At 73.9% G+C, this 22,717-nt stretch carries 20 protein-coding genes and 4 tRNA genes; 7 read left to right on the top strand and 17 right to left on the bottom strand.

Annotated elements, in window-relative coordinates:
• Nucleotides 1–218: 218 nt before the first annotated feature.
• The 5 genes from GA0074696_RS15895 to GA0074696_RS15875 form a co-directional block, all read right to left on the bottom strand.
• Nucleotides 219–291, bottom strand: a tRNA-Arg gene (locus GA0074696_RS15895).
• Nucleotides 292–328: 37 nt separating this feature from the next.
• Nucleotides 329–1,528 carry an RtcB family protein gene (locus GA0074696_RS15890; protein ID WP_088961823.1) on the bottom strand — a complete coding sequence of 400 codons (1,200 nt, stop codon included), beginning with the start codon at nucleotides 1,526–1,528 and terminating at the stop codon, nucleotides 329–331.
• 142 nt (nucleotides 1,529–1,670) lie between these two features.
• Nucleotides 1,671–1,742, bottom strand: a tRNA-Gly gene (locus GA0074696_RS15885).
• Between the two features lie 14 nt (nucleotides 1,743–1,756).
• Nucleotides 1,757–1,830 (bottom strand) — tRNA-Glu (locus GA0074696_RS15880).
• Between the two features lie 132 nt (nucleotides 1,831–1,962).
• Nucleotides 1,963–2,036: transfer RNA gene (locus GA0074696_RS15875), tRNA-Trp, on the bottom strand.
• A gap of 356 nt (nucleotides 2,037–2,392) precedes the next feature.
• Here GA0074696_RS15875 and GA0074696_RS15870 point away from each other — a divergent pair.
• Nucleotides 2,393–3,022, top strand: coding sequence for a DUF6058 family natural product biosynthesis protein (locus tag GA0074696_RS15870; protein ID WP_088961822.1), 630 nt, complete (start codon nucleotides 2,393–2,395; stop codon nucleotides 3,020–3,022).
• Here the strand turns inward: GA0074696_RS15870 and GA0074696_RS15865 are convergent.
• On the bottom strand, nucleotides 3,011–3,706 hold the full coding sequence (locus GA0074696_RS15865; RefSeq protein ID WP_088961821.1) for an NAD(P)-dependent oxidoreductase: 696 nt from the start codon (nucleotides 3,704–3,706) through the stop codon (nucleotides 3,011–3,013). The genes GA0074696_RS15870 and GA0074696_RS15865 overlap by 12 nt on opposite strands.
• Nucleotides 3,707–3,793: 87 nt before the next feature.
• Here GA0074696_RS15865 and GA0074696_RS15860 point away from each other — a divergent pair, with 87 nt between their 5' ends.
• Complete coding sequence (locus GA0074696_RS15860) at nucleotides 3,794–4,441, top strand: TetR/AcrR family transcriptional regulator (protein WP_088961820.1); 648 nt, start codon at nucleotides 3,794–3,796, stop codon at nucleotides 4,439–4,441.
• A 6-nt stretch (nucleotides 4,442–4,447) separates the two neighbouring features.
• On the opposite strand, the gene GA0074696_RS15855 is transcribed toward GA0074696_RS15860, so the two are convergent.
• A complete protein-coding gene (locus tag GA0074696_RS15855; protein ID WP_088961819.1) occupies nucleotides 4,448–4,861 on the bottom strand; it encodes a VOC family protein in 414 nt (137 codons plus the stop codon).
• Between the two features lie 76 nt (nucleotides 4,862–4,937).
• On the opposite strand from GA0074696_RS15855, the gene GA0074696_RS15850 reads away from it, so the two are divergent.
• Nucleotides 4,938–6,122: an SPL family radical SAM protein gene (locus GA0074696_RS15850; RefSeq protein WP_172894304.1), complete on the top strand. Its 1,185-nt coding sequence runs from the start codon at nucleotides 4,938–4,940 to the stop codon at nucleotides 6,120–6,122.
• Nucleotides 6,123–6,147: 25 nt separating this feature from the next.
• On the opposite strand, the gene GA0074696_RS15845 is transcribed toward GA0074696_RS15850, so the two are convergent.
• Nucleotides 6,148–6,828 (bottom strand): NADPH-dependent F420 reductase, encoded by a 681-nt coding sequence (locus GA0074696_RS15845; RefSeq protein ID WP_088961818.1) that lies wholly within the window; start codon nucleotides 6,826–6,828, stop codon nucleotides 6,148–6,150.
• Between the two features lie 173 nt (nucleotides 6,829–7,001).
• Between GA0074696_RS15845 and GA0074696_RS15840 the strand changes: the two genes are divergently transcribed.
• Nucleotides 7,002–7,604 carry a TetR/AcrR family transcriptional regulator gene (locus tag GA0074696_RS15840; RefSeq protein WP_088961817.1) on the top strand — a complete coding sequence of 201 codons (603 nt, stop codon included), beginning with the start codon at nucleotides 7,002–7,004 and terminating at the stop codon, nucleotides 7,602–7,604.
• 100 nt (nucleotides 7,605–7,704) lie between these two features.
• The gene (locus GA0074696_RS15835; protein ID WP_088961816.1) at nucleotides 7,705–8,526 is read left to right on the top strand and encodes an alpha/beta hydrolase; all 822 of its coding nucleotides are present in this window, start codon (nucleotides 7,705–7,707) and stop codon (nucleotides 8,524–8,526) included.
• 40 nt (nucleotides 8,527–8,566) lie between these two features.
• Here GA0074696_RS15835 and GA0074696_RS15830 read toward each other — a convergent pair whose 3' ends face one another.
• Nucleotides 8,567–9,067 (bottom strand): DinB family protein, encoded by a 501-nt coding sequence (locus GA0074696_RS15830; protein WP_231925446.1) that lies wholly within the window; start codon nucleotides 9,065–9,067, stop codon nucleotides 8,567–8,569.
• A gap of 121 nt (nucleotides 9,068–9,188) precedes the next feature.
• Here GA0074696_RS15830 and GA0074696_RS15825 point away from each other — a divergent pair, with 121 nt between their 5' ends.
• Nucleotides 9,189–10,226, top strand: coding sequence for a M36 family metallopeptidase (locus tag GA0074696_RS15825; RefSeq protein WP_088961814.1), 1,038 nt, complete (start codon nucleotides 9,189–9,191; stop codon nucleotides 10,224–10,226).
• A 43-nt stretch (nucleotides 10,227–10,269) separates the two neighbouring features.
• Here the strand turns inward: GA0074696_RS15825 and GA0074696_RS15820 are convergent, their stop codons facing one another.
• From GA0074696_RS15820 to GA0074696_RS15800, 5 genes are all read right to left on the bottom strand, one after another.
• Entirely contained in the window at nucleotides 10,270–11,172 is a 903-nt protein-coding gene (locus tag GA0074696_RS15820) for a M15 family metallopeptidase (RefSeq protein WP_407940482.1), read from the bottom strand.
• Nucleotides 11,169–12,428 (bottom strand): D-alanyl-D-alanine carboxypeptidase family protein, encoded by a 1,260-nt coding sequence (locus GA0074696_RS15815; protein ID WP_231925017.1) that lies wholly within the window; start codon nucleotides 12,426–12,428, stop codon nucleotides 11,169–11,171. Before GA0074696_RS15815 ends, GA0074696_RS15820 begins: the two co-directional genes overlap by 4 nt.
• A 105-nt stretch (nucleotides 12,429–12,533) precedes the next feature.
• Nucleotides 12,534–13,322 (bottom strand): peptidylprolyl isomerase, encoded by a 789-nt coding sequence (locus GA0074696_RS15810; protein WP_231925016.1) that lies wholly within the window; start codon nucleotides 13,320–13,322, stop codon nucleotides 12,534–12,536.
• A gap of 74 nt (nucleotides 13,323–13,396) precedes the next feature.
• On the bottom strand, nucleotides 13,397–14,644 hold the full coding sequence (locus GA0074696_RS15805; protein ID WP_088961813.1) for a D-alanyl-D-alanine carboxypeptidase family protein: 1,248 nt from the start codon (nucleotides 14,642–14,644) through the stop codon (nucleotides 13,397–13,399).
• Nucleotides 14,645–14,687: 43 nt separating this feature from the next.
• Nucleotides 14,688–15,422, bottom strand: a complete 735-nt coding sequence (locus GA0074696_RS15800) for a MerR family transcriptional regulator (protein WP_088961812.1) — start codon at nucleotides 15,420–15,422, stop codon at nucleotides 14,688–14,690.
• A 116-nt stretch (nucleotides 15,423–15,538) separates the two neighbouring features.
• On the opposite strand from GA0074696_RS15800, the gene GA0074696_RS15795 reads away from it, so the two are divergent.
• Nucleotides 15,539–17,812, top strand: a complete 2,274-nt coding sequence (locus GA0074696_RS15795; protein ID WP_088961811.1) for an ATP-binding cassette domain-containing protein — start codon at nucleotides 15,539–15,541, stop codon at nucleotides 17,810–17,812.
• 4 nt (nucleotides 17,813–17,816) lie between these two features.
• Here GA0074696_RS15795 and GA0074696_RS15790 read toward each other — a convergent pair whose 3' ends face one another.
• Genes GA0074696_RS15790 through GA0074696_RS15780 form a run of 3 tightly spaced genes read right to left on the bottom strand, consistent with a single transcriptional unit; the run spans nucleotide 17,817 to nucleotide 22,407 of the window.
• Nucleotides 17,817–18,854 carry a glycoside hydrolase family 6 protein gene (locus GA0074696_RS15790; RefSeq protein WP_157745963.1) on the bottom strand — a complete coding sequence of 346 codons (1,038 nt, stop codon included), beginning with the start codon at nucleotides 18,852–18,854 and terminating at the stop codon, nucleotides 17,817–17,819.
• Complete coding sequence (locus GA0074696_RS15785) at nucleotides 18,851–20,479, bottom strand: ArnT family glycosyltransferase (protein ID WP_088961809.1); 1,629 nt, start codon at nucleotides 20,477–20,479, stop codon at nucleotides 18,851–18,853. The genes GA0074696_RS15790 and GA0074696_RS15785 overlap by 4 nt, the downstream gene beginning before the upstream one ends.
• Nucleotides 20,476–22,407, bottom strand: coding sequence for a glycosyltransferase (locus GA0074696_RS15780; RefSeq protein ID WP_088961808.1), 1,932 nt, complete (start codon nucleotides 22,405–22,407; stop codon nucleotides 20,476–20,478). The genes GA0074696_RS15785 and GA0074696_RS15780 overlap by 4 nt, the downstream gene beginning before the upstream one ends.
• Between the last annotated feature and the right edge of the window lie 310 nt (nucleotides 22,408–22,717).

The raw sequence follows: 22,717 nt of genomic DNA, 5'->3' as shown, positions 1-22,717 counted from the left end.
CGCTCACCCGGTTGGGCGCCACGGAGCGAGCTCGCTTGCGCAACACCTGTTGTGATCGCTAGAGTTCAAGAAAATAGCCACTGAGCTGCCGGAACTTCGGTGGAAAGTCCACCTCGGACTGGCCGGAACCCCCAGAGAACGACCGATCCAGAGTCGGCTGTGCTGCCGATTGCACCAGCTCGCAAGGGTTCCGCTCCACCGCCGGCGGATACGGACCGTGCCCCGACCAGGATTCGAACCTGGGCTCTCCGGTGTCGTAGACCGGCGCGCTCTCCGCTGCGCCACCGGGGCGTACGACCGGCGCCTCCCCCCAGGGGCGCCGGCCGGCCTAACCCTTCACGCAGACCACCTGCTTGAGGTGCGCCACCACCTCGACCAGGTCGTCCTGCTGCGCCATCACCTTGGTGATGTCCTTGTACGCGCCGGGGATCTCGTCGACCACCCCGGCGTCCTTGCGGCACTCCACCCCGGCGGTCTGCCGGACCAGGTCGGCGGTGCTGTACGTCCGCTTCGCCTGCCCCCGCGACATCCGCCGCCCGGCGCCGTGCGACGCCGAGCAGTACGCGTCCGGGTTCCCCTTGCCGCGCACGATGTACGAGCCGGTGCCCATCGACCCCGGGATGATGCCCAGGTCCCCCCGACCGGCCCGGATCGCGCCCTTGCGGGTGACCAGCACGTCCACCCCGTCGTAGCTCTCCTCCGCCACGTAGTTGTGGTGGCAGCTGATCGGCTCGCCGTAGGCGACCTGCGGGAACTGCTCCCGGACCACGCCGCAGAGCAGCGCCAGCATGACCGCGCGGTTGCGCCGCGCGTACTCCTGTGCCCACCAGAGGTCCCGGCGGTAGGCGTCCATCTCCGGCGTGCCGGCGAGGAGCACCGCCAGGTCGCGGTCGGGCAGGTCGGTGTTGTGCGGCAGCTTCCGCGCCACCCCGATGTGCCGCTCGGCGAGTTCCTTGCCGATGTTGCGGGACCCGGAGTGCAGCATCAGCCAGACCTGGCCGGCGTCCGGCCCGCCCTGCTCGACGCAGACCTCGATGAAGTGGTTACCCCCACCAAGGGTGCCCATCTGGTGCTGGGCCCGGCTCTCCAGCTGCGCCACCCGGCGGTCCAGCTCGCCGAACCGCTTCCAGAAGGCGTCCCAGCCGGCCTGCTCCAGGCCCCGGATCCGGCGCGGGTCGACCGGGTCGGTCCGCTTGGCGAAGCCGACCGGGACGGCCGCCTCGATCGCCGCGCGCAGCGGCGCCAGGTTGTCCGGCAGGTCGGCCGCGGTGAGCGAGGTACGCACCGCGGACATCCCGCAGCCGATGTCCACGCCGACGGCCGCGGGCGAGACGGCCTGCCGCATGGCGATGACGGAGCCGACGGTGGCGCCCTTGCCGAAGTGCACGTCGGGCATGACCGCGACGCCCTGCACCCAGGGCAGCGCGCCGATGTTGCGCAGCTGCTGCGCGGCCTGCGGCTCGATGCCGTACGGGTCGGTCCAGACCCGTACCGGCGCCCGGGTGCCCGGCAGCGGGGTGAATGCCATCGTCTTCTCCTGGTGTCGTGGGTGCCGCCCCGGGTGGGGCGGCGGAAAGGCTCGTGGACCGCCCGGGAATCGAACCCGGCGGGAGTGGCTTGCAAGGCCTCTCTGCGCCCCAGCGCGCAGCCCGTGGGATGGGAGTGTTCCGAGCGGCTGGCCGGATTCGAACCGGCGATCTTCGCCATGGCGAGGCGACGCGCTACCACTGCGCTACAACCGCGTGTCGTCACTACGTAGGCCGTACGGGGCTCGAACCCGTAACCGCCCGGCCGAGAACCGGGTGAGCTGCCAGCTTGCTCCAACGGCCCGTGCGGGTTGCTGGTCGCACCCCGTGTCGTACCCCCGGCCGACGCGCTCGCGGCGCCGGCCGGGTTCGTACTCATGCCATCCACTGTGGAGTTGAGAAGAAGCGACGTCGCCGGCGGTGCCGGGACATGAGGCAGGGGTGACAGGATTCGAACCTGCAACCGTCGGGTTTGGAATCCGGTGCTCTTCCGGGTTGAGCTACACCCCTCGGACCGGTGCCGGGTGACGAAAAAGCCGCCCGTTCCCCGGTGGGGTGGGCGGCTGCGCTGTCGCGCTGGCGCTATCCGCGCCGCCACCCTCGTCGCCAGCCACACCGGCCCTGGAGCAGGCCCCGGGCTGGTTCGCCCGCGGGCAGCATGGCACCGCCGCGCGGCATGGACCGCGTGGTCTCGGTGCTGGTCTGCTGCTGCACGGCGGGCTCCCCGGAGTGATCGGTGTGACGTTGCGGCATTGACGGTAGGCGAGGCCTCCCGGGGCCCGCAACGGATATTCCGAGAATTGTTGGGCAGCCGCCGAAGGATTGCGTCGCTACCGTCGCAGCGCGATGCGGGGAAGGAGACGGCGATGGGGCTGGCGGAGCAGGTGGCGCAACGTTTTCGGGAGGTAAACGGGGACCATCCGATGACGGCGGCCGACGACGCGTACGTCGACGCGCAGTTCGTGGTCCTCGAGGAGCTCTGCGCGGCGCACGGGCGCGACGTCGACGCCGTACGCCGGCTGATGCTGGACCGGCGGTTGCCGCTGCCGGGCTACCTGCGCTCGGACGGCGCGCAGCTGGTGCCGGCGGACCTGTTCTGGCTGGCCGACCGGGCGGGCGGGCCGGCGGCCTTGCGGGCCTGGTTCACCGCGCACTGGGCTGACCCGGCGGAGGGCGCGGCGGAGTGGGACGTCTACCTCAGCGGCCGGTACGTGTGCCTGCGGTCGGTGACGCCGGAGACGATCCGGCGCAAGGACGAGCTGACCGTGGCGATCCGCGCGGCGGTGGACCGGCCGGAGCCCGGCGCGGGGTGGGCGCGACGGTTGCACGCGCTGGTGGACGAGTTGGACGGGCTGGAGCCGGCCTTCACCGGCTACGACCGGCTGCGCTTCGGCGGCCCGACCTCCCGGGACAGCTACGTCGACGCGGTGCGGGCGCGCTTTCCCCGGCCTGCGGCCGGCGGGCGCGCACCCGGCCCGGCCGGCTCAGCGGGGTGATCGCAGGACCTCGTCGCGGACGAGCTGGACCAGGCCGGGCTTCACGGCGGTGGTGGCCACCCCCATCGCCCGGCGCGGGAAGCGCCGCTCGTCCAACTCGCGCAGCATGGCGGCGGCGAGGTCGGCCCGGGCGGTGAAGACGCCGTCGGCGCTGCCGTCGGCGACGAGATGGTCGGTGACGGTGGGATGTTCGAAGAGGCCGGACGGGCGGACGACGGTCCAGTCCAGGTCGCTGGCCCGGACCACCTCCTCCATCCGCCGCATGTCCTGGTGCACCTGCCGGACCAGCACCCGGTTGACGTACGGGTCGAGGACGTGGTTGAAGAAGAACGCGTTGCTGGGTCGCCAGCCGGGGTCGAGCACGCTGGAGCTGACCACCATCAGCCGCGGTACGCCGTGGCGTCGCATCGCGGTGACGACGGCGGTGGCCGCCGCCGAGTAGGTGGTGACCGGTTTCCGGCTGGGCGTGACGCCTAGCGCGGAGAGCACGGCGTCGGCGCCGGCGACCGCCGGTTCGATCGCGGCGGGGTCGGTGGCGTCGGCGGCCACCACGGTGAGGTGGTCGTGCCGGGGCAGTCCCCGGGGGCGGCGGCTCACCGCCGTGACGTGATGGCCGGCGGCGAGGGCCCGGCCGGTGAGCTGCCGACCGGTGGGTCCGCTGGCGCCGATGACGACGATGCGCATGTGTCCACTCCTCCTCCGCGACCCGGTCGGTCCGGGTCGCTCGGTACGCGTTGACACTGCGGGTCCCGAGCGGCATGTTCAACGGTGATGAATAAATCCCGAGGACGTCCCCGCGGCAATCCGCCGACCCGTGCGCGCGTCGCGGAGGCGGCGCGGACGCTGTTCCTGCAACGGGGCTACCAGGGCACCACGCTGCGGGCGGTGGCCGCCGCGGCCGGCGTCGACCAGGCCCTCGTCAGTTACCACTTCGGTTCCAAGCAGGGCCTCTTCGGCGAGGTGATGCGGGTGCACTGCGCGCAGTCCCGGGCGCTGGCCGAGGCGCTGCCGGGCGATCCGGCCGGGCTGGCCGACCGGCTGCTGCAGGCGGTGGTGACCCTGTGGGACGACGCCCCCGCCACGGGCGAGCCGGCGCCCGACGACCAGCTGCTCGGCCTGGTGCGCGAGTACCTGGACCGGGAGGTGCTGGTCCGGCTCGCTGAATTCCTCGGCGGTCCCGACGCGACCGAGCGCGCCACCGCGGCGGTCACCGTGATCGGCGGGCTGATCTACACGCGGTACCTCAATCCGCTCCCGGCCGCGTCCGGCCTGTCCGCCGCCGACGTCCGGCGGATCCTCGGTCCGGCACTGCGCGCGGCGCTGGCGCCCCGGCACCGGCCCGGCCGTCTCCGGCCGCCCGTGCACGGCGGGACGGGGCACCCGCTCAGCCGGGACTCCCGTTCCCTGCCGGTGGGGTGAGCACGGTCATGATCGCTTCGCGAGCATCTCAAGGTAGTGCGGGTTGGTCATCACGCCCAGCACGTTGCCGAACGGGTCCACCACGGACGCCGTGACGAACCCGGCACCGCGCTCCCGGATCGGGTCGTGCTCGCGGGCGCCGGCCGCCAGCAACCGGGCCACGGTGGCCGGCAGGTCGTCGACGTGCCAGTAGACGACCGCCCCGCCCGGGCCGGTCGTCGCGCCGGGCGGGGCGTACCGGCTGTCGATCAGGCCGAGTTCGTGCTGGTGGTCGCCGAGGCGGAACTCGTAGTACGCGGGCCGCCCGTCGGCGCCGGCCCGCTCGAAGTACGGCTCGACGCCGAGCAGGTCGGCGTACCAGGTCTTCGCGGCCGGCAGGTCGTCGGCCCAGAAGTTGACGGTGGCGATGCCTCGCAACATGGGAGTTCCTCTCCTCGATCGGTTCCTCGCCAGGCACCCGCCGTTGGTTCCGCCCCGGAACGGGTAACCGGCCCGGATGCAGCCGGACAGCGTGGACGTCGACGAGCCGCTGGCGGTGGACGTACCCCCGGCTCCGCACGACGCGAGCGGCGAGCAGGTGCCGACCCGCGACCTGGCCGGGCTGGCCCCGCCACCCCGACCGGCGCGGCGGTGGACGCCCCGGCGGGTGGTGGCCACCCCCGCGGCGGTGGACCATCCGCACGGGCGGCGGATCGTCGGGCGGGTCGAGGCGCTGGGCATCGAGGTCGAGCGGTTGCGGGCGAATCGGCTGACCGGCGTGCGCGGGGAGACCGAGCGGGAGACGTACGCCCGGGCGAAGTCGACCATGGCGATCGTGGTGAGCCCGCCGTCGCGCCGCCGGCTGCAACCGATCGCGCCCAGCGCGGACTGGCGGGTCGACCTGGCGGAGGGCTGCCCGGCACACTGCCAGTACTGCTACCTGGCCGGGTCGCTCTCCGGCCCGCCGGTGACCCGGGTGTACGCCGACCTCGACCAGATCCTCGACGGCCTCGCCGAGTACGCCGGGCGGGGCACGGTGACCAGCCGGGACACCCGGCGCGCCGAGGAGGGCACCACCTTCGAGGCGTCCTGCTACACCGATCCGCTGGCCCTGGAGCACCTGACCGGGAGCTGGCGGCGGGCGGTGGAGCACTTCGCCGGCTGGGACGCCCCGGTGCAGCTGCGCTGGACCACCAAGTACGACGACGTGGCGACCTTCGTCGGGCTGGCGCACGCGGGGCGTACGCGGGTGCGGTTCAGCGTGAACTGCCTGCCGGTGAGCACCCGCTTCGAGGGCGGTACGAGCCCGGTGCCGGCCCGGCTGGCCGCGCTGCGTCGGCTCGCGCTCGACGGCTACCCGGTGGGGCTGACCATCGCGCCGATCATCGCGCTGCCGGACTGGCGGACCCACTACGGCGAGCTGCTGGGCATGGTCGCCGCCGCGGTGGACCGGGTGCCGGGGCTGGACCTGACCGCGGAACTGATCACGCACCGGTTCACCCCGGCCAGCCGGGAGGTGCTGCTCGGCTGGTACCCGCGCACCCGGCTGGAGATGGACGAGGCGCGGCGCAGCCGCAAGCACGGGAAGTTCGGGGCGGTGAAGTTCGTCTACCCGCGCGACACGATGACCGAGCTGCGCTCCTGGTTCACCGCCGAGCTGGCCGCCCGGGTGCCGTCCTGCCGGATCCTCTACTGGACCTGACGGCTCCCGAGCGACGGCAGCCGGCTCAGCGGACGATCTTGAACTGGAACCTCGGCGTGTTGAGGGTGCCCATCAGCCGCAGCCAGACCGGCAGCAGCATCTCGACGCCCCGGGCGCCGGTGATGTCGCCGAGATCGATGATGTCGGCGTGCCCGAAGCTCTCCAGCAGCTCGGTCACGGTCCGCTTGGCGTCCGCGTCGTTGCCGGCGACGAAGACGCTGTGCTCACCGCCGGCGAGCGCCTTCGCGTCGACCATCAGCTCGGCGGTGAGGGTGTTGAGCGCCTTGACCACCTTCAGCTCCGGGTACGCGGCCTGGATCCGCTCGCCGAGGGAGTCGGTGTCGGAGACGAACAGGCTGGGCGGGAAGCCCCGGGAGAAGTCGAGCGGGTTGGCGATGTCGAGCAGCACCTTGCCGGCCAGCTGTTCCGCGCCGGCGGCGGCGAGCGCGTCCAGCGACACCGCGCCGGAGGTGGCATTGACGAGCAGCTCGGCGTCGGCGACCGCCTCGGCGAAGGTGGTCAGGCCGACCTGCGGGTGGGCCTGCGCCCACCGGGAGTAGGGCGGGTTGCCCATGCCGTCCGGGTCGGTGCGGGCGAGGGTGGCAGCGACGTCCCGGGTGCCGACCTTCACCTCGTGGCCGAGCTGCGCCAGCCGTCCCGCCAGGGCCTGCCCCACCATGCCGGTGCCCAGTACCGCGATCTTCATCGTGCGCTCCTGTCGTCGTCGTAAAGCCGGGCCGCCCGGCCGATGAGGAAGCTAACAGACAGGTCTGTCTACCCGCAAGAGGCCTCCGGAGAAGGGGCAGCACCGCCACCGCGCCGACCCGGTGGACAGACCAGTCGGTATGCTGTTGACCAGCAGCGACGGAGGTGGTGACGATGGCGGCGATCGGCCCGACGGCGGGGGCGCGGCAGGGCGCGCGCGACCGCATCCTGGACACCGCCTTCCGGCTCTTCTACGCCCACGGCCCGCGCGGCGTCGGGGTGGACACGGTGATCGCCGAGTCCGGGGTGGCCAAGGCGACCCTCTACAAGCACTTCCCCCGCAAGGACGACCTCGTCCTGGCGTACCTCGACAAGGTGGACCAGGCCTGGTTCGGCGCGTTGCGCGCCGCCGCCCGGGAAGCCGGCGACGATCCCCGCGACCAGCTCGTCGGGATGTTCGACGCGCTGAGCTCGGCGTACCGGCGGGAGGGATACCACGGCTGCGCGTTCATCAACACCGCCGCGGAGAGCCAGCCCGGCAGCGACGTGCACGCCCGCACGGTGGAGCACAAGGCCGTGGTCCGGGCCTGGGTCACCGACCTGGCCCGCCGGGCCGGCGCCGCCCACCCCGACCGACTGGCCCGGCAGCTGACCCTGCTGCTCGACGGCGGGCTGGCCGCCGGGATCCTCGACGCCGACCCCGCCGCGCCGGCGGCGGCCCGGGCCGCCGCCGAGGCCGTCGTCGCGGCCGCCTGCCCGCCGCGTCGGGCCGGCTGAGCCGGCCGACCGCGCGTCGCCGACCGCCACCCAGCCGACGGCCCCGGCACGCCGGGCGGCGGCGGTGGAATGACGGCGGCGGCGCGTAGCATCCACGCCCATGGCGCGGATCCGCTGTGACTTCTTCTCCGAGGCGCTGGGCATGGGGACGTCGATGACGGTGCTCCTGCCGGAGCGCACCTCGACGCAGATCGGCATGGCCGGCGCCGCCCCGGCCGGCGATCCGCCGGTGCTCTACCTCCTGCACGGCCTGACCGACGACGACACCGTCTGGACCCGGCGCACCGCGATCGAGCGGTACGTCGCGCCGCTGGGCCTGGCCGTGGTCATGCCCCAGGCCGGGCGGAGCTTCTACGCCGACGAGGCACACGGCAACCGCTACTGGACGTTCCTCACCGAGGAACTGCCGCAGGTGTGCCGGTCGTTCTTCCGGCTCTCGGATCGCCGGGAGGACACCTTCGTCGCCGGCCTGTCGATGGGCGGGTACGGCGCGGTGAAGTGGGCGCTACGCCGACCGGACCGGATCGCCGCCGCCGCCAGCCTCTCCGGGGCGCTGAACGTGGCCCACCGGCGGGACCACCCGACCCGGCCGGTCGATCCGGCCGTGTGGCACACCGTCTGGGGTGACCGGGACGTGCCGGGCGACGACGACGACACGGTGGCGCTGCTCGGCCGGGCCGGCGCCGACCTGCCGGCGCTCTACGTCGCCTGCGGCACCGAGGACTTCCTCCACGAGGACAACGTGCGCTTCGTCGAGGCGGCACGGGCCCGGGACGTCCCGGTCACCGTGGAGTTCTCCCCCGGCGACCACGACTGGGCGTACTGGGACGACAAGATCCGCGACGTGCTCGCCTGGCTGCCGCTGCCCGGCGCGGGACCGAGCGGTGCCGAGGCCCCGCCGGCGGGCAGCGCCCGGCACTGAGCCGGGGACGCCGCACCGGCGACGGCGGGGCGGCAGGCGGTCACGCCCCGACGGAGCCGTCGATGCCCTCCCGGAGGAAATCGGCGTGGCCGTTGTGCCGGGCGTACTCGTGGATCATGTGCAGCATCACCAGCCGCAGCGAGACGTCCTCACCCCACCGTGCCTGGTGGCCGGTGACGTCGAGGGACTCGGCCGCGCGCTCGATGCGGCGGGCGTGCTCCACCTCCCGCTGCCACACCTCGAACGCGTCCGCGCCGGTCGAGCCGGTCGGGTCGTACGCCTCCTGGAAGTCGCCGGTCTCCGACCAGATCAGCGGCACGTCCTCGGCGTCGATCACCCGCCGGAACCAGGTCCGCTCCACTTCGGCCATGTGCCGCAGCAGGCCGAGCAGGGTCAACGTCGAGGGCGGCATGGACCGACGCCGCAGTTCCTCGTCGGACAGCCCCTGACACTTCATCACCAGGGTCGCCCGGTGGAAGTCGAGGAACGCGCGCAGCGTCTCCCGCTCCCCGGCGCGCAGCGGCGGGCCGATCCGTTCCATCTCCACAACGGCTCCTCAAACTCGGTCGACCCGACGGCGTTGACCGGCCCGTCGAGGGTTGGCAGGGGTCGGCGGGAAGCCTAGTCTCGGCTGATCGATCCGCCCTCGAAGGGATCATGAGATGCCTCCCCACCTCACCCGATCCGCGCTGGTCGCCTCGGCGGTCACCGCGGCGCTGGTCGCCGGCGGCACGACCGCCTCGGCCGCCGGCGACCCCTACGACCACACCGCCACCGCGACGGTCTTCGCACCCAACCCCGTGCAGCAGCTCGGCGACCAGTCGCTGACCGACCAGAAGGACGCCGACTACGCCGCGCTGGCCGGGGCGTACCGGTCGGTGACGCTGACCAACCTGGACTCCTCCGGCACCCTCACCGGCCGGTACGTGACGGTCAAGAGCAAGACCGGCACGCCCGCCCGAGCGGTGGCCGGCGGCTACCCGGCCTGGCACCGCGACGCCGACCAGTTCGAGCAGGTGATGGGCTACCACTGGGTGAACACCGCCCAGGCGTACCTGCAGTCGCTGGGCTTCGGCAGCACGCTGCGCCCGGTCAACCAGCGGCAGATCGAGCTGCGCATCGACCAGTTCGGCGGCGACAACTCGTTCTTCCGCGAGGACAAGGCGAACATCACGCTGGGCAAGGGCGGGGTCGACGACGCCGAGGACGCCGAGGTGATCGTCCACGAGTACGGCCACTCGGTCCAGGACGGGCAGGTGCCGGGCTTCGGCACTACGCTGGAGTCCGGCTCGATCGGCGAGGGCTTCTCCGACTACCTGGCCGTGGTGGTGACCAGCTGGGCCACCGGCACCCCGACCCGCACCCCGGAGGCCTGCGTGGCCGACTGGGACGCGGTCTCCTACACCCGTACCGCGCCGCACTGCCTGCGCCGGCTCGACGAGGCGAAGGTCTACCCGGGCGACGTGCAGGGCGAGGTGCACGCCGACGGCGAGATCTGGTCCGCGGCGCTGTGGGACACCCGCGCCGCCCTCGGGGACCGCCGCGCCACCACCGCCATCGTGGAGGCGCAGTTCGACTTCGCCGTCGACACCACGTTCCGGGACGCGGCGCTGGCCACCGTCGCCGCCGCCGGGCGCCTGTACGGCGCCTCCGCCGCCGCGGCGACCCGCGCGGCCTTCGAGGCCCGCGGCATCCTCTGAGCCGACCGGCCGGGGCGCCCGTCGAGGGTGCCCCGGCCCGGGCTCAGCGCGGCCGCAGCGACGACACCGCCACCGGGAAGTCGAAGTACCTGTCCGGGTACGGCTCGTCGGCGTACCGGTAGTGCCACCACTCCCGGTCGTAGTTGACGAACCCGGCCCGCTCCATCAGCCGGCGCAGCAGCTGCCGGTTCTGCCGCGGCGTGCCGGTGATCCGCGGGTCGTCGGTGTGGGCCCGGGGGTCGAAGCAGTCGAAGCCGGTGCCCATGTCGACGCCGCCGTCGGCGAAGCGTTGGCCGGCCGGCGCGGTGCAGGCGACCAGCGGCTGCCCAGGGTGGTACGTGGCCCCGGGCGACGCCGGCACCGGCTCCAGGGTCAGGTCGAGGGTGCTGCCGCTGCTGTGCGAGGTGGGCGCGCCGATGTAGCCGTCGTCGAAGAGCTTCGACTTGGCGACGTGGGGATAGAACTCGGCCTTCGTCTTGTCATCGGCGGGGTCCTTCGCCCAGCGGACGAAGTCGTCGGCCGCCCGCTGGGGTCGGTAGCAGTCGTACACCCGCAGGCTGCGGCCCTGGGCGCGGGCGGCGGCCTGCACCCGGCGCAGCGCCTCGGCCGCTTTGCGGGTGAGCAGGCAGAGCGGTTCCGGGTAGCCGTCGACCGGCCGGCCCACGAAGTTGTGCGCGGTGGCGTACCGGATGTCCACCGTGATGCTCGGGTCGACCTCGGAGAGCACCACGAAGTCGGCCGGGGCGGGCGAGCCGCTCGGTGACGGCGTGACCGCGCTGGGCCGCGGTGCCGGGCCGGGAGGCCGCTGGCAGCCGGCGACCGCCGCCACCGCCAGCAGCAGGGCCAGCGCCCGGGCGACCCGCCGCGCGCCGGACGGCGGCACCGCGCCGGGCCGCTCCCGGCACGCGGGTGTCACCGCGCGGGTGCGGGCCCGGGCGGGGGTCACGCCCGACGCCCCGCGGCCGCCCGCCGGCGACGCCGCCCGGCCAGCGCGCCGGCGACCGTCGCCCCGAGCAGCAGCAGCGCCGCCCCCGCGAGCGGCCCGGGCCGCGCCCACCGGTGTCCGAGCGGGTCCACCCGCGCCGGTCCGCCCGCCGCGGCGAGCGGCGGCCGGGTGCCGGTGGCGCTGGGCGGCGGCGGGGCCAGCTCACCGGGGCGTACCAGCCGGCCGACGGCGGCGGCGCGGGGCAGCGAGAAGCCCCAGTCCAGCAGCGCGGCGCCCTGCTCCCAGCCGCGCCGGTCGGTCACCTCCGCGCCGAGCAGGGTCACCACCAGCCGCCGCCCGTTGCGCTCCGCGGCGCCGACATAGGTGTGCCGGGCCAGGTCGGTGTAGCCGGTCTTGCCGCCGAGCGCGCCCGGATAGCGGTAGAGCAGCTGGTTGTCGTTCTGAATCTGGAACGCCTTCTCCCGCAGCGCCGGCTGCGCGGGCACGACCGCCTCGCGGGTGGCGTCGTAGCGGCGGAAGTTGGCGTCGGCGAAGCAGGCCCGGGCGATCAGGGCCAGGTCGTAGGCGCTGGTGAGCTGGCCCGGCCCGTCCAGCCCGGACGGGGTCACCGCGTGGGTCTGCAACGCGCCCAGGCGGTGGGCCTCCGCGTTCATCGCCCGGATGCCGCCGGCCTGTCCGTCGGGGCCGCCGCCGAGCCGGGCGAGCGCGTTGGCGGCCTCGTTGCCCGACTTCAGCAGCAGCCCCAGCCAGATCGTCTCGATCCGGTAGCGACCGCCCTCGACCAGCCCCACCGCGGAGCTGCCCGGTTCGACGTCGAGGTCCCCGGCGGTGACGGTGACGACCTGCCGGGGGTCGAGTCGGGGCAGCATGGTGGCGGCGAGCAGCAGCTTCTGCACGCTCGCCGGGGTGGCGTACTCGTGGGGGCCGCAGCCGCCGAGCACGGCGCCGCTGTCCAGGTCCGCGACCAGCCAGGAGGTCGCCGGCACGGCCGGCGGTGCGGGCGACCCGGCGGGCGTCGCCAGACCCGGGGTGGCCAGGGCGGCCCCGCCGACGGCCCGCCGCGCCGGGTCCGCCCGGGGTGGCGCCGGCCGGGGCGGCCGGGACACCGACGGTACGGGCGGGCACGGGCCGGTCGTGACGGCCCCGCTCCCGGTGGTGGCGGGAGCGGTGCGGGCGGGGGCGGCGACGGCCGGGGTGCCGGCCGGCGACAGCAGGACGGCGGCGACGGCGGCGACGATCCGACTGGTGACTCTCACTCTGTCGCACCGTAGTGCGGCGCGGCGGTCCGCTCCCCCCTTCCGCGCAATCACCGCCGGCGGGCGGGGCCGGGCCGCTAGGATCCCGGCCCCGCCGCGTCCGGGTCAGTGCCGCCGGGCGACCTTGCAGATCTCCACCGGTTGGGCGGGCGCGCCGTCGACCGGCGCCGGGTCCTCCTCGGTGGGCGCGATCCCGCCGGCGGCGATCCGGTCGAGCGTGGCGAGACCGGCCGCGTCGACCGAACCGAAGACCGTGTAGTTGGGGCGCAGCGCCGAGTCGGCCTGCACCAGGAAGAACTGGCTGCCGTTGGTGTCCGGCCCGGCGTTGGCCATGGCGAGGGTGCCGCGCGCGTAGAGCCGGCGGACGCCGGTCGGGTCGGTCGGCGCCGGCGGCAGGTCGGTGGGCAGTTCGTCGGCGTACCGGTAGCCGGGACCGCCCTCGCCGGTGCCGGACGGGTCACCGCACTGGAGCACCTTGAGCGTCGGGTACGCGGTCAGCCGGTGGCAGGGCGTGCGGTCGTAGAACCCGTGCCGGGCCAGGTGCAGGAAGCTCTGCACGGTGCACGGGGCCTGCTCCGGGTCCAGGGTCAGCCCGATCGGGCCCTGGTTGGTGCGCAGGGTGACCCGCACGGTGCCCCGGTCCGGCGTGCGCCGGGGGTCCGGGGGCAACGGCACCGGCCGGGCCGCGGGCTCGTCGGGCGTCTCGGTGTACGCGCACGGCCCGTTGGTCGTCCGCGGCGGCGCGGACGCGGCGGTGCCCGGCGCGGCGACCGCGGCGGTGCCGCCGGCGACGACCAGCGTGGCCGAGACCAGCGTCACGCCGGCGAGGCGGCGCAGCGTCGGGGCCACGGACAGCCGCGGCGGGGTGGCGGGCGGTCGGGGTTCGCTCGACACGTGGGGTCCTCCCTGGACTCGTGGTACCAGAAAGACCGGAGTCTATGGAGGTGCCGGCCGGTTGTCGACGCCGGTCAATCCCATTGGACCGCGCGCCGCCGGGGCCGGCGACGGCGTCGCCCGACCGCCAGCAGGGCGGCGAGCAGCCCGACCAGCCCGGCCGAGCCGCCGACCACCGCCCCGCCGAGCCACTCCGGGGCGCCACCGGACGACCGGCCGGCGGCCACCGCCGCCCCGGCGTCCGGGGCCGCCGCCGGGTTCGGCCCGGCGCCGTCCCCGGTGACCTCCCCCGGCTGCACCAGCCGGCCCACCGAGGAGTCCGGTGGCAGCGAGAAGCCCCAGTCCAGCAGCCGGGCGCCCTGCTCCCAGGCCCGTACCGGCCGTCGTTCGGCGTTGAGCAGGGTGACCACCAGCCGCCGGCCGTTCCGCTCGGCCGCGCCGACATAGGTGTGCCGGGCCAGGTCGGTGAAGCCGGTCTTGCCGCCGAGCGCACCCGGGTAGTCGTAGATCAGCGGGTTCTCGTTCTGGATCTGGAAGCCGCGCTTGCGCAGGGCGGGCTGGGCGGGGATCTGGGCGCGCTCGGTCAGCGCGTACCGCCGGAAGGTGGGGTTGGCGAAGCAGACCCGGGCGATCAGCGCGAGGTCGTAGGCGCTGGTGAACTGGCCGGGCCCGTCCAGGCCGGAGGGGGTCACCGCGTGGGTCTGCAACGCGCCGAGCCGGCGCGCCTCGGCGTTCATCTCCCGCACCCCGGCCTCCGCGCTGCCGGCGCCGAGCCGGGCCAGCAGGTTCGCCGCCTCGTTGCCGGACTGGAGCAGCAGCCCGAGCCAGACCGTCTCCACCGGGTACCGGCCGCCCACCAGCAGGCCGACGGCGGAGCTGCCGGGCTCGATGTCCAGGTCCTCGCGGGTCACCGTGGCCACCTGCTTCGGGTCCAGCTTCGGCAGCATGGTGGCGGCCAGCAGCAGCTTCTGCACGCTCGCCGGGGTGGCGTACTCGTGCGGGCCGCAGCCGCCGAGCACCTCGCCGCTGTCCAGGTCCGCGACCAGCCAGGAGGTCGCGGTGACCGGCGGCGGCGCGGGCGTGCCGGGCGGCACGACCAGGCCGGGGGTGGCCAGCGCCTCCCCGCCCACCGCGCGTTGCGCGGGCACCGGTTCCGGTGGGGTCGGGCGGGGCGGGCGGGTCACCGCCGGCGTCGGCAGCTTCGGGCAGGGCGCGGTCACGCCGGGAGCCAGCGCCGTCGGCGGCGCGGCGTCCGCCGGGACGACGGTCCCGGTGCTGAGGAGTACGGCGACGGTGGCGGCGGCCAGGACCCGGGCTCTCATGGTCAGGCACCATACCGAGGCCGGCCGGACGACCCCGCGCGCCTCACCCCGGCGGCCCGGAGCCGGCGAGCCCGACCTCGGCGAGGTAGTCGTACAGGGTGGCCGAGGCGCGCAGCCGCCGCAGGCTGCGCCGGTGCAGGTCCTGCTCGCGCCGGGCCAGCTCGGCGTGCACCCGTTGGGGCCGGCCGCTGGTGCGCATCTCGTCGAGGACCGCCGTCACGATCTCGAAGGGATAGCCGCCCCGGCGCAGCAGCGCGACGACCTGCGCGGCGCGCAGCTCCGCCGCGTCGTACAGCCGGTAGCTCGTGCCCGGTTCGCGCGCCGGCCGCAGCAACCCCCGCTCCTCCCACAGCCGAAGCAGGGAGGTGCGGACGCCGACCAGGTCCGCGACCTCGCCGATCCGGGCGCCGCGCCGGGGCGCGGGCACCACGACCGGCGGGCTGACCACCACCGTCTCGAAGGCACCGAGGACCCGGCGGATCTCGGTCCGCTCGCGGTCCAGTTCGGCGTGGCCGGCGTCCAGCGCCGTCAGCGCCGCCGCCAGGTCGCCCCGGTGGACCGCGACCATCACCTCCCGGGTACGTGCCCAGCCGTGCCCCTCGGCCATCCGGCGCAGCACGGCGAGCGCGCGCACGTGCCCGACGGTGAGCACCCGGTAGCCGCTCGGGGTGCGCTCGGCCGGCGGCAGGACCCCCTCGTCGAGATAGTTGCGCACCTGCTGGGTGGAGATCCCGGCGGTGGCCGCGACATCGACCACCCGCAACCGCCCGTCCTTCACCGGGTCACCCTATCGCCTGCCACGTCGTTTGAGACTTTCCGTCCCACATCGCGCGGTGCTGCTCGGCGGATTCGCGCCGAAGCTTACATAGGAACATCAATGAGACGATCGAACCCATGGAGCAGCCAGCGCGGAGCGCCGCCGACAGCCACGGCGTCATCGAGGTACGAGGTGCCCGGGAGAACAACCTCACCGGGGTCTCGGTCGACATCCCCAAGCGCCGACTCACCGTCTTCACCGGAGTCTCCGGATCCGGGAAGTCGTCCCTGGTCTTCGGCACCATCGCCGCCGAGTCGCAACGCCTGATCAACGAGACGTACAGCGCCTTCCTGCAGAGCTTCATGCCGAGCCTGAGCCGGCCGGACGTGGACACGCTGCGCAACCTGAGCGCGGCGATCGTCGTCGACCAGGAGCGGATGGGCGTCAACTCCCGCTCGACCGTAGGCACCGCGACCGACGCGTACGCGATGCTGCGGATCGTGTTCAGCCGGCTCGGGCAGCCGCACGTCGGGCCGGCCGGCGCGTTCAGCTTCAACCTCGCCGAGGGGATGTGCCCCACCTGCGAGGGGCTGGGCCGGGTCTCCGACCTCGACGTGCACGCGATGGTCGACGTGGAGCGCTCGCTCAACGACGGGGCGATCCTGGTGCCGAACTTCGCCGTCGACTCCTGGTACTGGCAGACCATCGTCGGCTCCGGCCTGTTCGACCCCGACGCCAAACTGCAGGACTACACCCCGCAGCAGTGGCAGGACTTCCTGCACAAGCCGGCCACGAAGATCAAGGTGGGCAGCAACAACTGGACGTACGAGGGGCTGGCGGTGAAGGTGCGCCGGATCTACCTGGCCAAGGACCGCGAGTCGATGCAGCCGCACGTACGGGCGTTCGTGGACCGGGCGGTCACCCTCACCACCTGCGCCGACTGCGGCGGCACCCGGCTCAACCCGGCGGCACTCTCCTCGCGGATCGCCGGGCGCAATATCGCCGAGTGCTCCGCCATGCAGATCAGCGACCTGGCCGAGTTCGTCCGCGCCGTGGACGACCCGTCGGTGGCTCCGCTGGTGGCGACCCTGCGCGAGACCCTGGACTCGCTGGTGGAGATCGGCCTCGGCTACCTCAGCCTCGACCGGGAGTCGGCGACCCTCTCCGGGGGCGAGGCGCAGCGGGTCAAGATGGTCCGGCACCTGGGCTCCAGCCTCTCCGACGTGACGTACGTCTTCGACGAACCGACCGTCGGGCTGCACCCGCACGACATCGCCCGGATGAACGACCTGCTGCTTCGCCTGCGCGACAAGGGCAACACGGTGCTGGTCGTGGAGCACAAGCCGGAGACCATCGCGATCGCCGACCACGTCGTCGACCTCGGGCCCGGCGCCGGCTCGGCCGGCGGCCGCATCTGCTACACCGGGGACGTCGCCGGCCTGCGCCGCTCCGACACCCTCACCGGGCGCCACCTCGACCACCGGGTCACCCTGCGCGACCCGGTACGCCGTCCGACCGGGCAACTGCCGATCCGCGGCGCCGACCTGCACAACCTGCGCGACGTCGACGTCGACCTCCCGCTCGGGGTGCTCACCGTGGTCACCGGGGTCGCCGGCTCGGGCAAGAGCTCACTGATCCACGGCTCGCTGCCGCGCCGCGGCGGGGTGGTCGTGGTGGACCAGTCCCCCATCCGCGGTTCCCGACGCAGCAACCCGGCCACCTACACCGGGCTGCTCGACCCGATCCGCACCGCCTTCGCCAAGGCCAACGGGGTCAAGGTGGCCCTGTTCAGCGCCAACTCCGCGGGCGCCTGCCCGACCTGCAAGGGCATCGGGCTGGTCTACACCGACCTGGCGATGATGGCCGGCGTGGCCTCGGTGTGCGAGAGCTGCGAGGGGCGCCGCTACACCGACGAGGTGCTGACGTACACGCTGCGCGGGAAGAACATCAGCGAGGTCCTCGCGATGTCGGTCACCGGGGCCCGGGAGTTCTTCCCCGGCGGCCAGGCCCGCGCCGTGCTGGACCGGCTGGCCGACGTCGGCCTGGGCTATCTCAGCCTCGGCCAGCCGCTGACCACCCTCTCCGGGGGCGAGCGGCAACGGTTGAAGCTGGCCATCCGGATGGCCGAGAAGTCGAACACCTACGTGCTGGACGAGCCCACCACCGGCCTGCACCTGGCCGACGTCGACCAGCTGCTGGCCCTGCTGGACCGGCTCGTCGACGACGGCAACACGGTGATCGTCATCGAGCACCACCAGGCGGTGATGGCGCACGCCGACTGGATCATCGACCTCGGCCCCGGGGCCGGGCACGACGGCGGCCGGATCGTGTTCACCGGCACCCCCGCGGAGCTGGTCGCGCAGGGCGACACCCGCACCGCTCGCCACCTGCGCGAGTACGTCTCCCGGTAGCCGGTCAGCGCTGGTCCACGACCGGCGCCGGCCGGGCGGCCCGCGCGGCCGCCCGGTCGGCCGCCGGCAACCAGGTCGCCCCGGCGATCAGGGTACGGGCCTGGGTGGGCGTGAACAGGTACGTCCGCTCGCCGCCGCACACCCCGTCGGACTCGCCCGGCGCCTTGATCCACAGCAACGCGGCCAGCCCCGGCCGGCCCGTCACCGGTCCGGGCGCCTCGCCGAGGGCCTGCCGTCGCGGGTTGCACCACTCGTCGTCGCGACCGGGCTCGTCCGGTGGCGGGCCGGCGCCGTTGCGGGAGGTGTCGATGACGAACTCCCGACCGCCGACCAGGTCGGACAGCTCCCGCCCCCAGCGGTAGCTGTCCGCCGTGCTCTGCCGGTTCGACACGTTCACCGCGAAGCCCTCGGCGTAGGTGATCCCGGCGGCGAGCAGCCGCTCCGCGGTCTCACCCGTGGAGCGCCACTTCGAGTGCCCCGCGTCGAGGTAGACGGCGTGTCCGGCGGCGGCCAGCCGCCTGGTGGCCTCGGTGAGCAGCGCGCCGCGGGTGGCGTCGAAGCAGTCCGCGGCGATCCCGTCGGGCTCCATCACCACCACCGACCGGGTACGCCCCAGCGCCGCGATCAGCTTGCCGATGTAGTCCTGGTACGCCTTCGCGTCCGGGGCCCCCTCGCGGAAGTTGGCGCACCCCCGGTTGGGGATCCAGTACGCCACCACCACCGGCAGCTCGTCACGTTGCCGGGCCCGGGCGGCCAGCGCCGCGACCGGCGCCACGTCGCGGGGGTCGTTGACCCAGCGGGCCTGTGGCCGGTCGGTGATCGGGGTGAGCCAGTCCGCCCCGTGGGCGGCCTGCCAACGGGCCGCCGCGGTGTTCCGGTCGACGTACAGGGTGGCGCCCCGGAACGGCTGCTTGGGCAGCGCGTACGTCAGCGTGGGCGGGTCGGGGCGCAGCGTGGTGTCGGGCCGGTGGGCGCAGGCCGCGGCCAGGACGGCGACCAGCGCCAGGACGAGGGTCGGGGTGAGCCGACGGCGGCGGGTCACGACAGCTCCCAGTGCTCGCTGACCCGGAACACGCGTACCCGGTCGTCGCCGGTGCCGAAGCTGGCCACCGGTACGGCGTGCTTGCGGGCCTCCATCAGGGTCGGGTACTTCTCGGCCGCGTCGCCGGTGCGGTAGTACCAGTCCGGCACCACCAGGTAGTCGATCCGCGTGATGCCGCGCTGCACCGCGGGGTCGGTGTCCAGCTTGTAGACGATCACCGGCCGGGGGTCGAAGCCGTAGTGGTGCACCAGGTCCGTCCAGATCGCGTCGTGCACGACCACGGTCTTGTCGCGTGGCACGTTGCGGGCCACCCACTTCGTGGCCGAGCGCAGCGGCTGCTCCTCGGTGACGGTCATCATCCGGCGCAGCTCCGGCGCCCAGGAGACGGCCGCCACGCCGGCCAGCCCGAGCACCAGCAGGGCGGCCAGGGTGACGCGGAAGCCGTACCCGAAGCCCTGCGGCGCCCGCCGGCGCAGCCACCCGGTCGGCACCAGGCCCGGTGTGCCGGCCAGGGCGGCGAGCACCCCGGCCACCAGCAGGGCGCTCCACGGCAGCAGGTTGATCACGTGCATGAACGGCACGTAGCCGCCGCGGACCAGCACCAGCCAGCCGATGGCCAGGGCGAGAGCCGCCGGGCGCAGCCGGCGCACCAGCAGGGCCAGCGGGAGCGCGGCCAGTCCGAGCAGCGGCAGCGAGTGGTCGTACTGGAGCCAGTTCTGCACCTGCTGGGAGGTGGCGCTGCCCGCCTCCAGCACCGAGCCGCTGGACTCCCGGCCGTCGAGCTGCCACATGGCGGTGCCGAGCAGGCTGTTGTGGCCCGGCCCCTCGAACAGCTCGCCCTTGAACAAGGCGAACAGCGGGTACATCGCCATCAGCAGGAACCCGGCGAAGCCGGCGGTGACCAGCACCTGCGCCCGGTTGCGCCGGTCCACGTTCTGCAGCATCGCCCAGCCGAACGCGGGCAGCAGCAGCAGGCTGGTCTCCTTGGTCAGCGCGGCCATCGCGAAGGCCAGCCCGGCGCCGATACCGGCGGCGATGCTCCGCCGGGGCGAGTACGCCAGCACGAACGCCAGCAGCAGCCACGGGGTGACCAGGTTGTCGAGGAACGTCCACCGGCCGTAGACCACGGCCAGCGGGGAGAGACCGAAGAGCAGCACGGCCACCGACGCGGCGATCCGGCCGAAGCCGAGCCGCCGGCCGAGCACGTAGAGGAGCCCGGCGCTGACCAGCCGGGCGATCAGCATGCACTCGTTGCCGAAGGCGATCGCCGAGTCGTACCGGTCGAACCCGTTGGTCAGCGCCGCCCACGCGGCGATCTGGATCCAGCCGGCCGGGGCGTGGTCGTAGAAGTACGAGTAGGGGGACAGCTCCCCCTGGTACCGCAGCGCCCACGCCTGTGACAGGTAGGTACCGGGGTCGTCGACGTACCCGGGAAAGCGGGACATGCCGACGGCGTGCACCGTCCCGAGCAGCGCGAGCAGCGGGACCAGCAGGGCCATGCTGCGACCGTGCCGGGCCGCCCACACCTGCAGGCCGACGCGGGCCCGCCGGTGCGGCGGCAACGCCCGGTCGATGTCGGCGACGTCGCGCAGGTCGAGGGTGGTGGCCTCGAGCGTCCTGGTCACGCGCCCACCCCCGCCGTCGCCGGGACCCGGCCGCCGTCGCCCGCGGGCTCCGCGCCCAGGTGCGCGCCGCTGTGCGCGGTCTTCACCCAGTTGGTACGCCCCGAGACGTGCCGCAGCAGCGCCCACACCCCGGCCACCGAGAGGACCACCTGGTACGGGTAGCCGCCGAGGACCACCCCGAGGTGGTCGCGCAGCCGCACCTTCTGCCCGAAGGTGCGCCCGAACTGGTGCAGCATCAGCACGTCCAGGGCGATGGTGAGCAGGCTGACGCCGAGCGGGACGCTGGCCAGCAACGCCACCACGATCGGCGACTTGTGGGTCAGCGCCAGGGCCAGCGCGACCGGCGCGAAGACCACCGAGAAGGCCTGGAAGAACTGGAAGCCGAGCACGTAGACGGCGAGGATCCGCTGCCACAGCCGGGGCAGGGCCAGCCACTCCCGCTCGGCGAAGACCTGGATGAAGCCCTGCATCCAGCGCACCCGCTGGCGGACCAGGCCGCGCAGCGTGTCCGGCGTCTCCTCCCGGGTGACCATGTCGTCGATGTAGACGACGTCGACGTGGTAGCCCAGCACCGAGGCCACCATGCCGATCTTGCAGTCCTCGGTGAGGCAGTCCTCGTCCCAGTACGCCCCGTACCGCTTGCGCAGCGCCTCCAGGAACTCCCGCCGGAAGAAGACGGTGTTGCCGCCCAACGGCATGACCTTCGTCGCGGCCTGCAACTTCAACCGGGACTGGAACCACTTGTAGTACTCCAGCACGTTGGCCGCCCGCCACCAGCCGGAGCTGTTCGCCCGCCACCAGCGGCGCAGCCGGGGCAGCCGCCCCGCCGGCAGCGGCAGGGTGCGCGGGTCGGCGCTGAAGTTCATCAGCTGCACCCCGCACTGCACGATCCCGGCGCCGGTGCGGCGGAACCGGTAGTCGACCATCCGCAACAGTCCGGGATGGAACAGGTCCTCGGCATCGGCGATGCCGATCCACTCGTACCGCACGCCGAGCCGGGTCAGCTCGCGCACCGCGGCGTTGAGCCCGATCGGCTTGTTGTGCACGTCGGTGTCCTCCGGGTACGGCGCCACCAGCACCCGCCCCGGGTACCGGGCGGCGGTGGCGTGCGCGATCGCCGCGGTGCCCGGATCGTCGGGGTGATCGATGATCGGCACCACCCAGTAGTCCGGGTGGTCCAGGTTGGCCAGCCGTTCCAGGGTGTGCCCGGCGACGGCCTCCTCGTGCCGCATCGGCACCAGGATCACGCCGGGCAGCCGGGGATCGTCGGGCTGGCCGTACCGGTCGGGGTCGTTGTGCTCGGGCAGCCACCACTTGTACAGCTGGAAGGCGAGGGTGGTGACCGCGACCACCAGCATGAACAGCGAGACGACGAGCACGAAGACGTCGAGGAAGAGGACGGCCGGGACGCAGAGCACGGCCAGCGCCCCGGCCAGCCGTGCGAGTCGCCACGCGGTCGACAGCGGACGGCGGTGCGCGCCCCGGTAGCCGGGGCGGGTAGCCGGTGCGGCCATCGGGTTACCTGCCTTGTGGGAGAACGACCAGAAATGGTCGGAGCAGTAGTTGACGACCGTGCCCGCGGCCAGCAGGCCCCAGTACGCGGCGGTCGTGCCGGTGACCGGCGCGATGAACGGGAAGGCGACCAGGCTGAGCAGGGCGCTGGCGCCCCGTGCCGTCTGGAACCGCCACCACCGGCGGGTCCGTCCGGCGGGCCGGCCGAGAGTCCGCCGCCGCCAGGTGAGCCGGTCGTGTGCGACGAAGCTGAGCTGCAAGGTGAGCACGAGTTGCACGGCGTTGGCGACCGCGGGATCCACCCCACGCCCGATCAGCAGGTGCAGCACGATGTGGCCGACGACCGCCACGGCGGCGCCGATGGTCAGGAAGAGCCAAGGCTCACGCCGACGGGCCAGTCCGATGACGGTACGCACAGTGTCCTCTCAGTACGCCGGCGCACCGGTTCGGCGGGCCGGGGGGAGGGTCCGGGGCCACGCTGCCACGGCGGCGGGACGGGCCCGCCCGCACCGGCCGGGCGTCAACGCCGCGACACGGTGCGACCCGGTGGGAGGTCGGTCCCCAACGGGTCAGGGCCGCTCTCCTACCCGTGTTGGGCTGGGCGAACCATCGGCATGAAAAGGACCACAGGCGGGGGCTGGAGGCGTAACGACGGCAGCGCTCCCGGCGCTGATCGCGGATCGAGTGGCTCGGTCGGTTGGCCCGGTCGGGCCACCGGACCAAGCC

Origin of the sequence: Micromonospora purpureochromogenes (genome assembly GCF_900091515.1) — a bacterium.
Taxonomy (GTDB): Bacteria; Actinomycetota; Actinomycetes; order Mycobacteriales; family Micromonosporaceae; genus Micromonospora; species Micromonospora purpureochromogenes.
The sequence above is the reverse complement of the archived record's forward strand: the minus strand, read 5'-3'. Positions and strand labels throughout refer to the sequence as shown.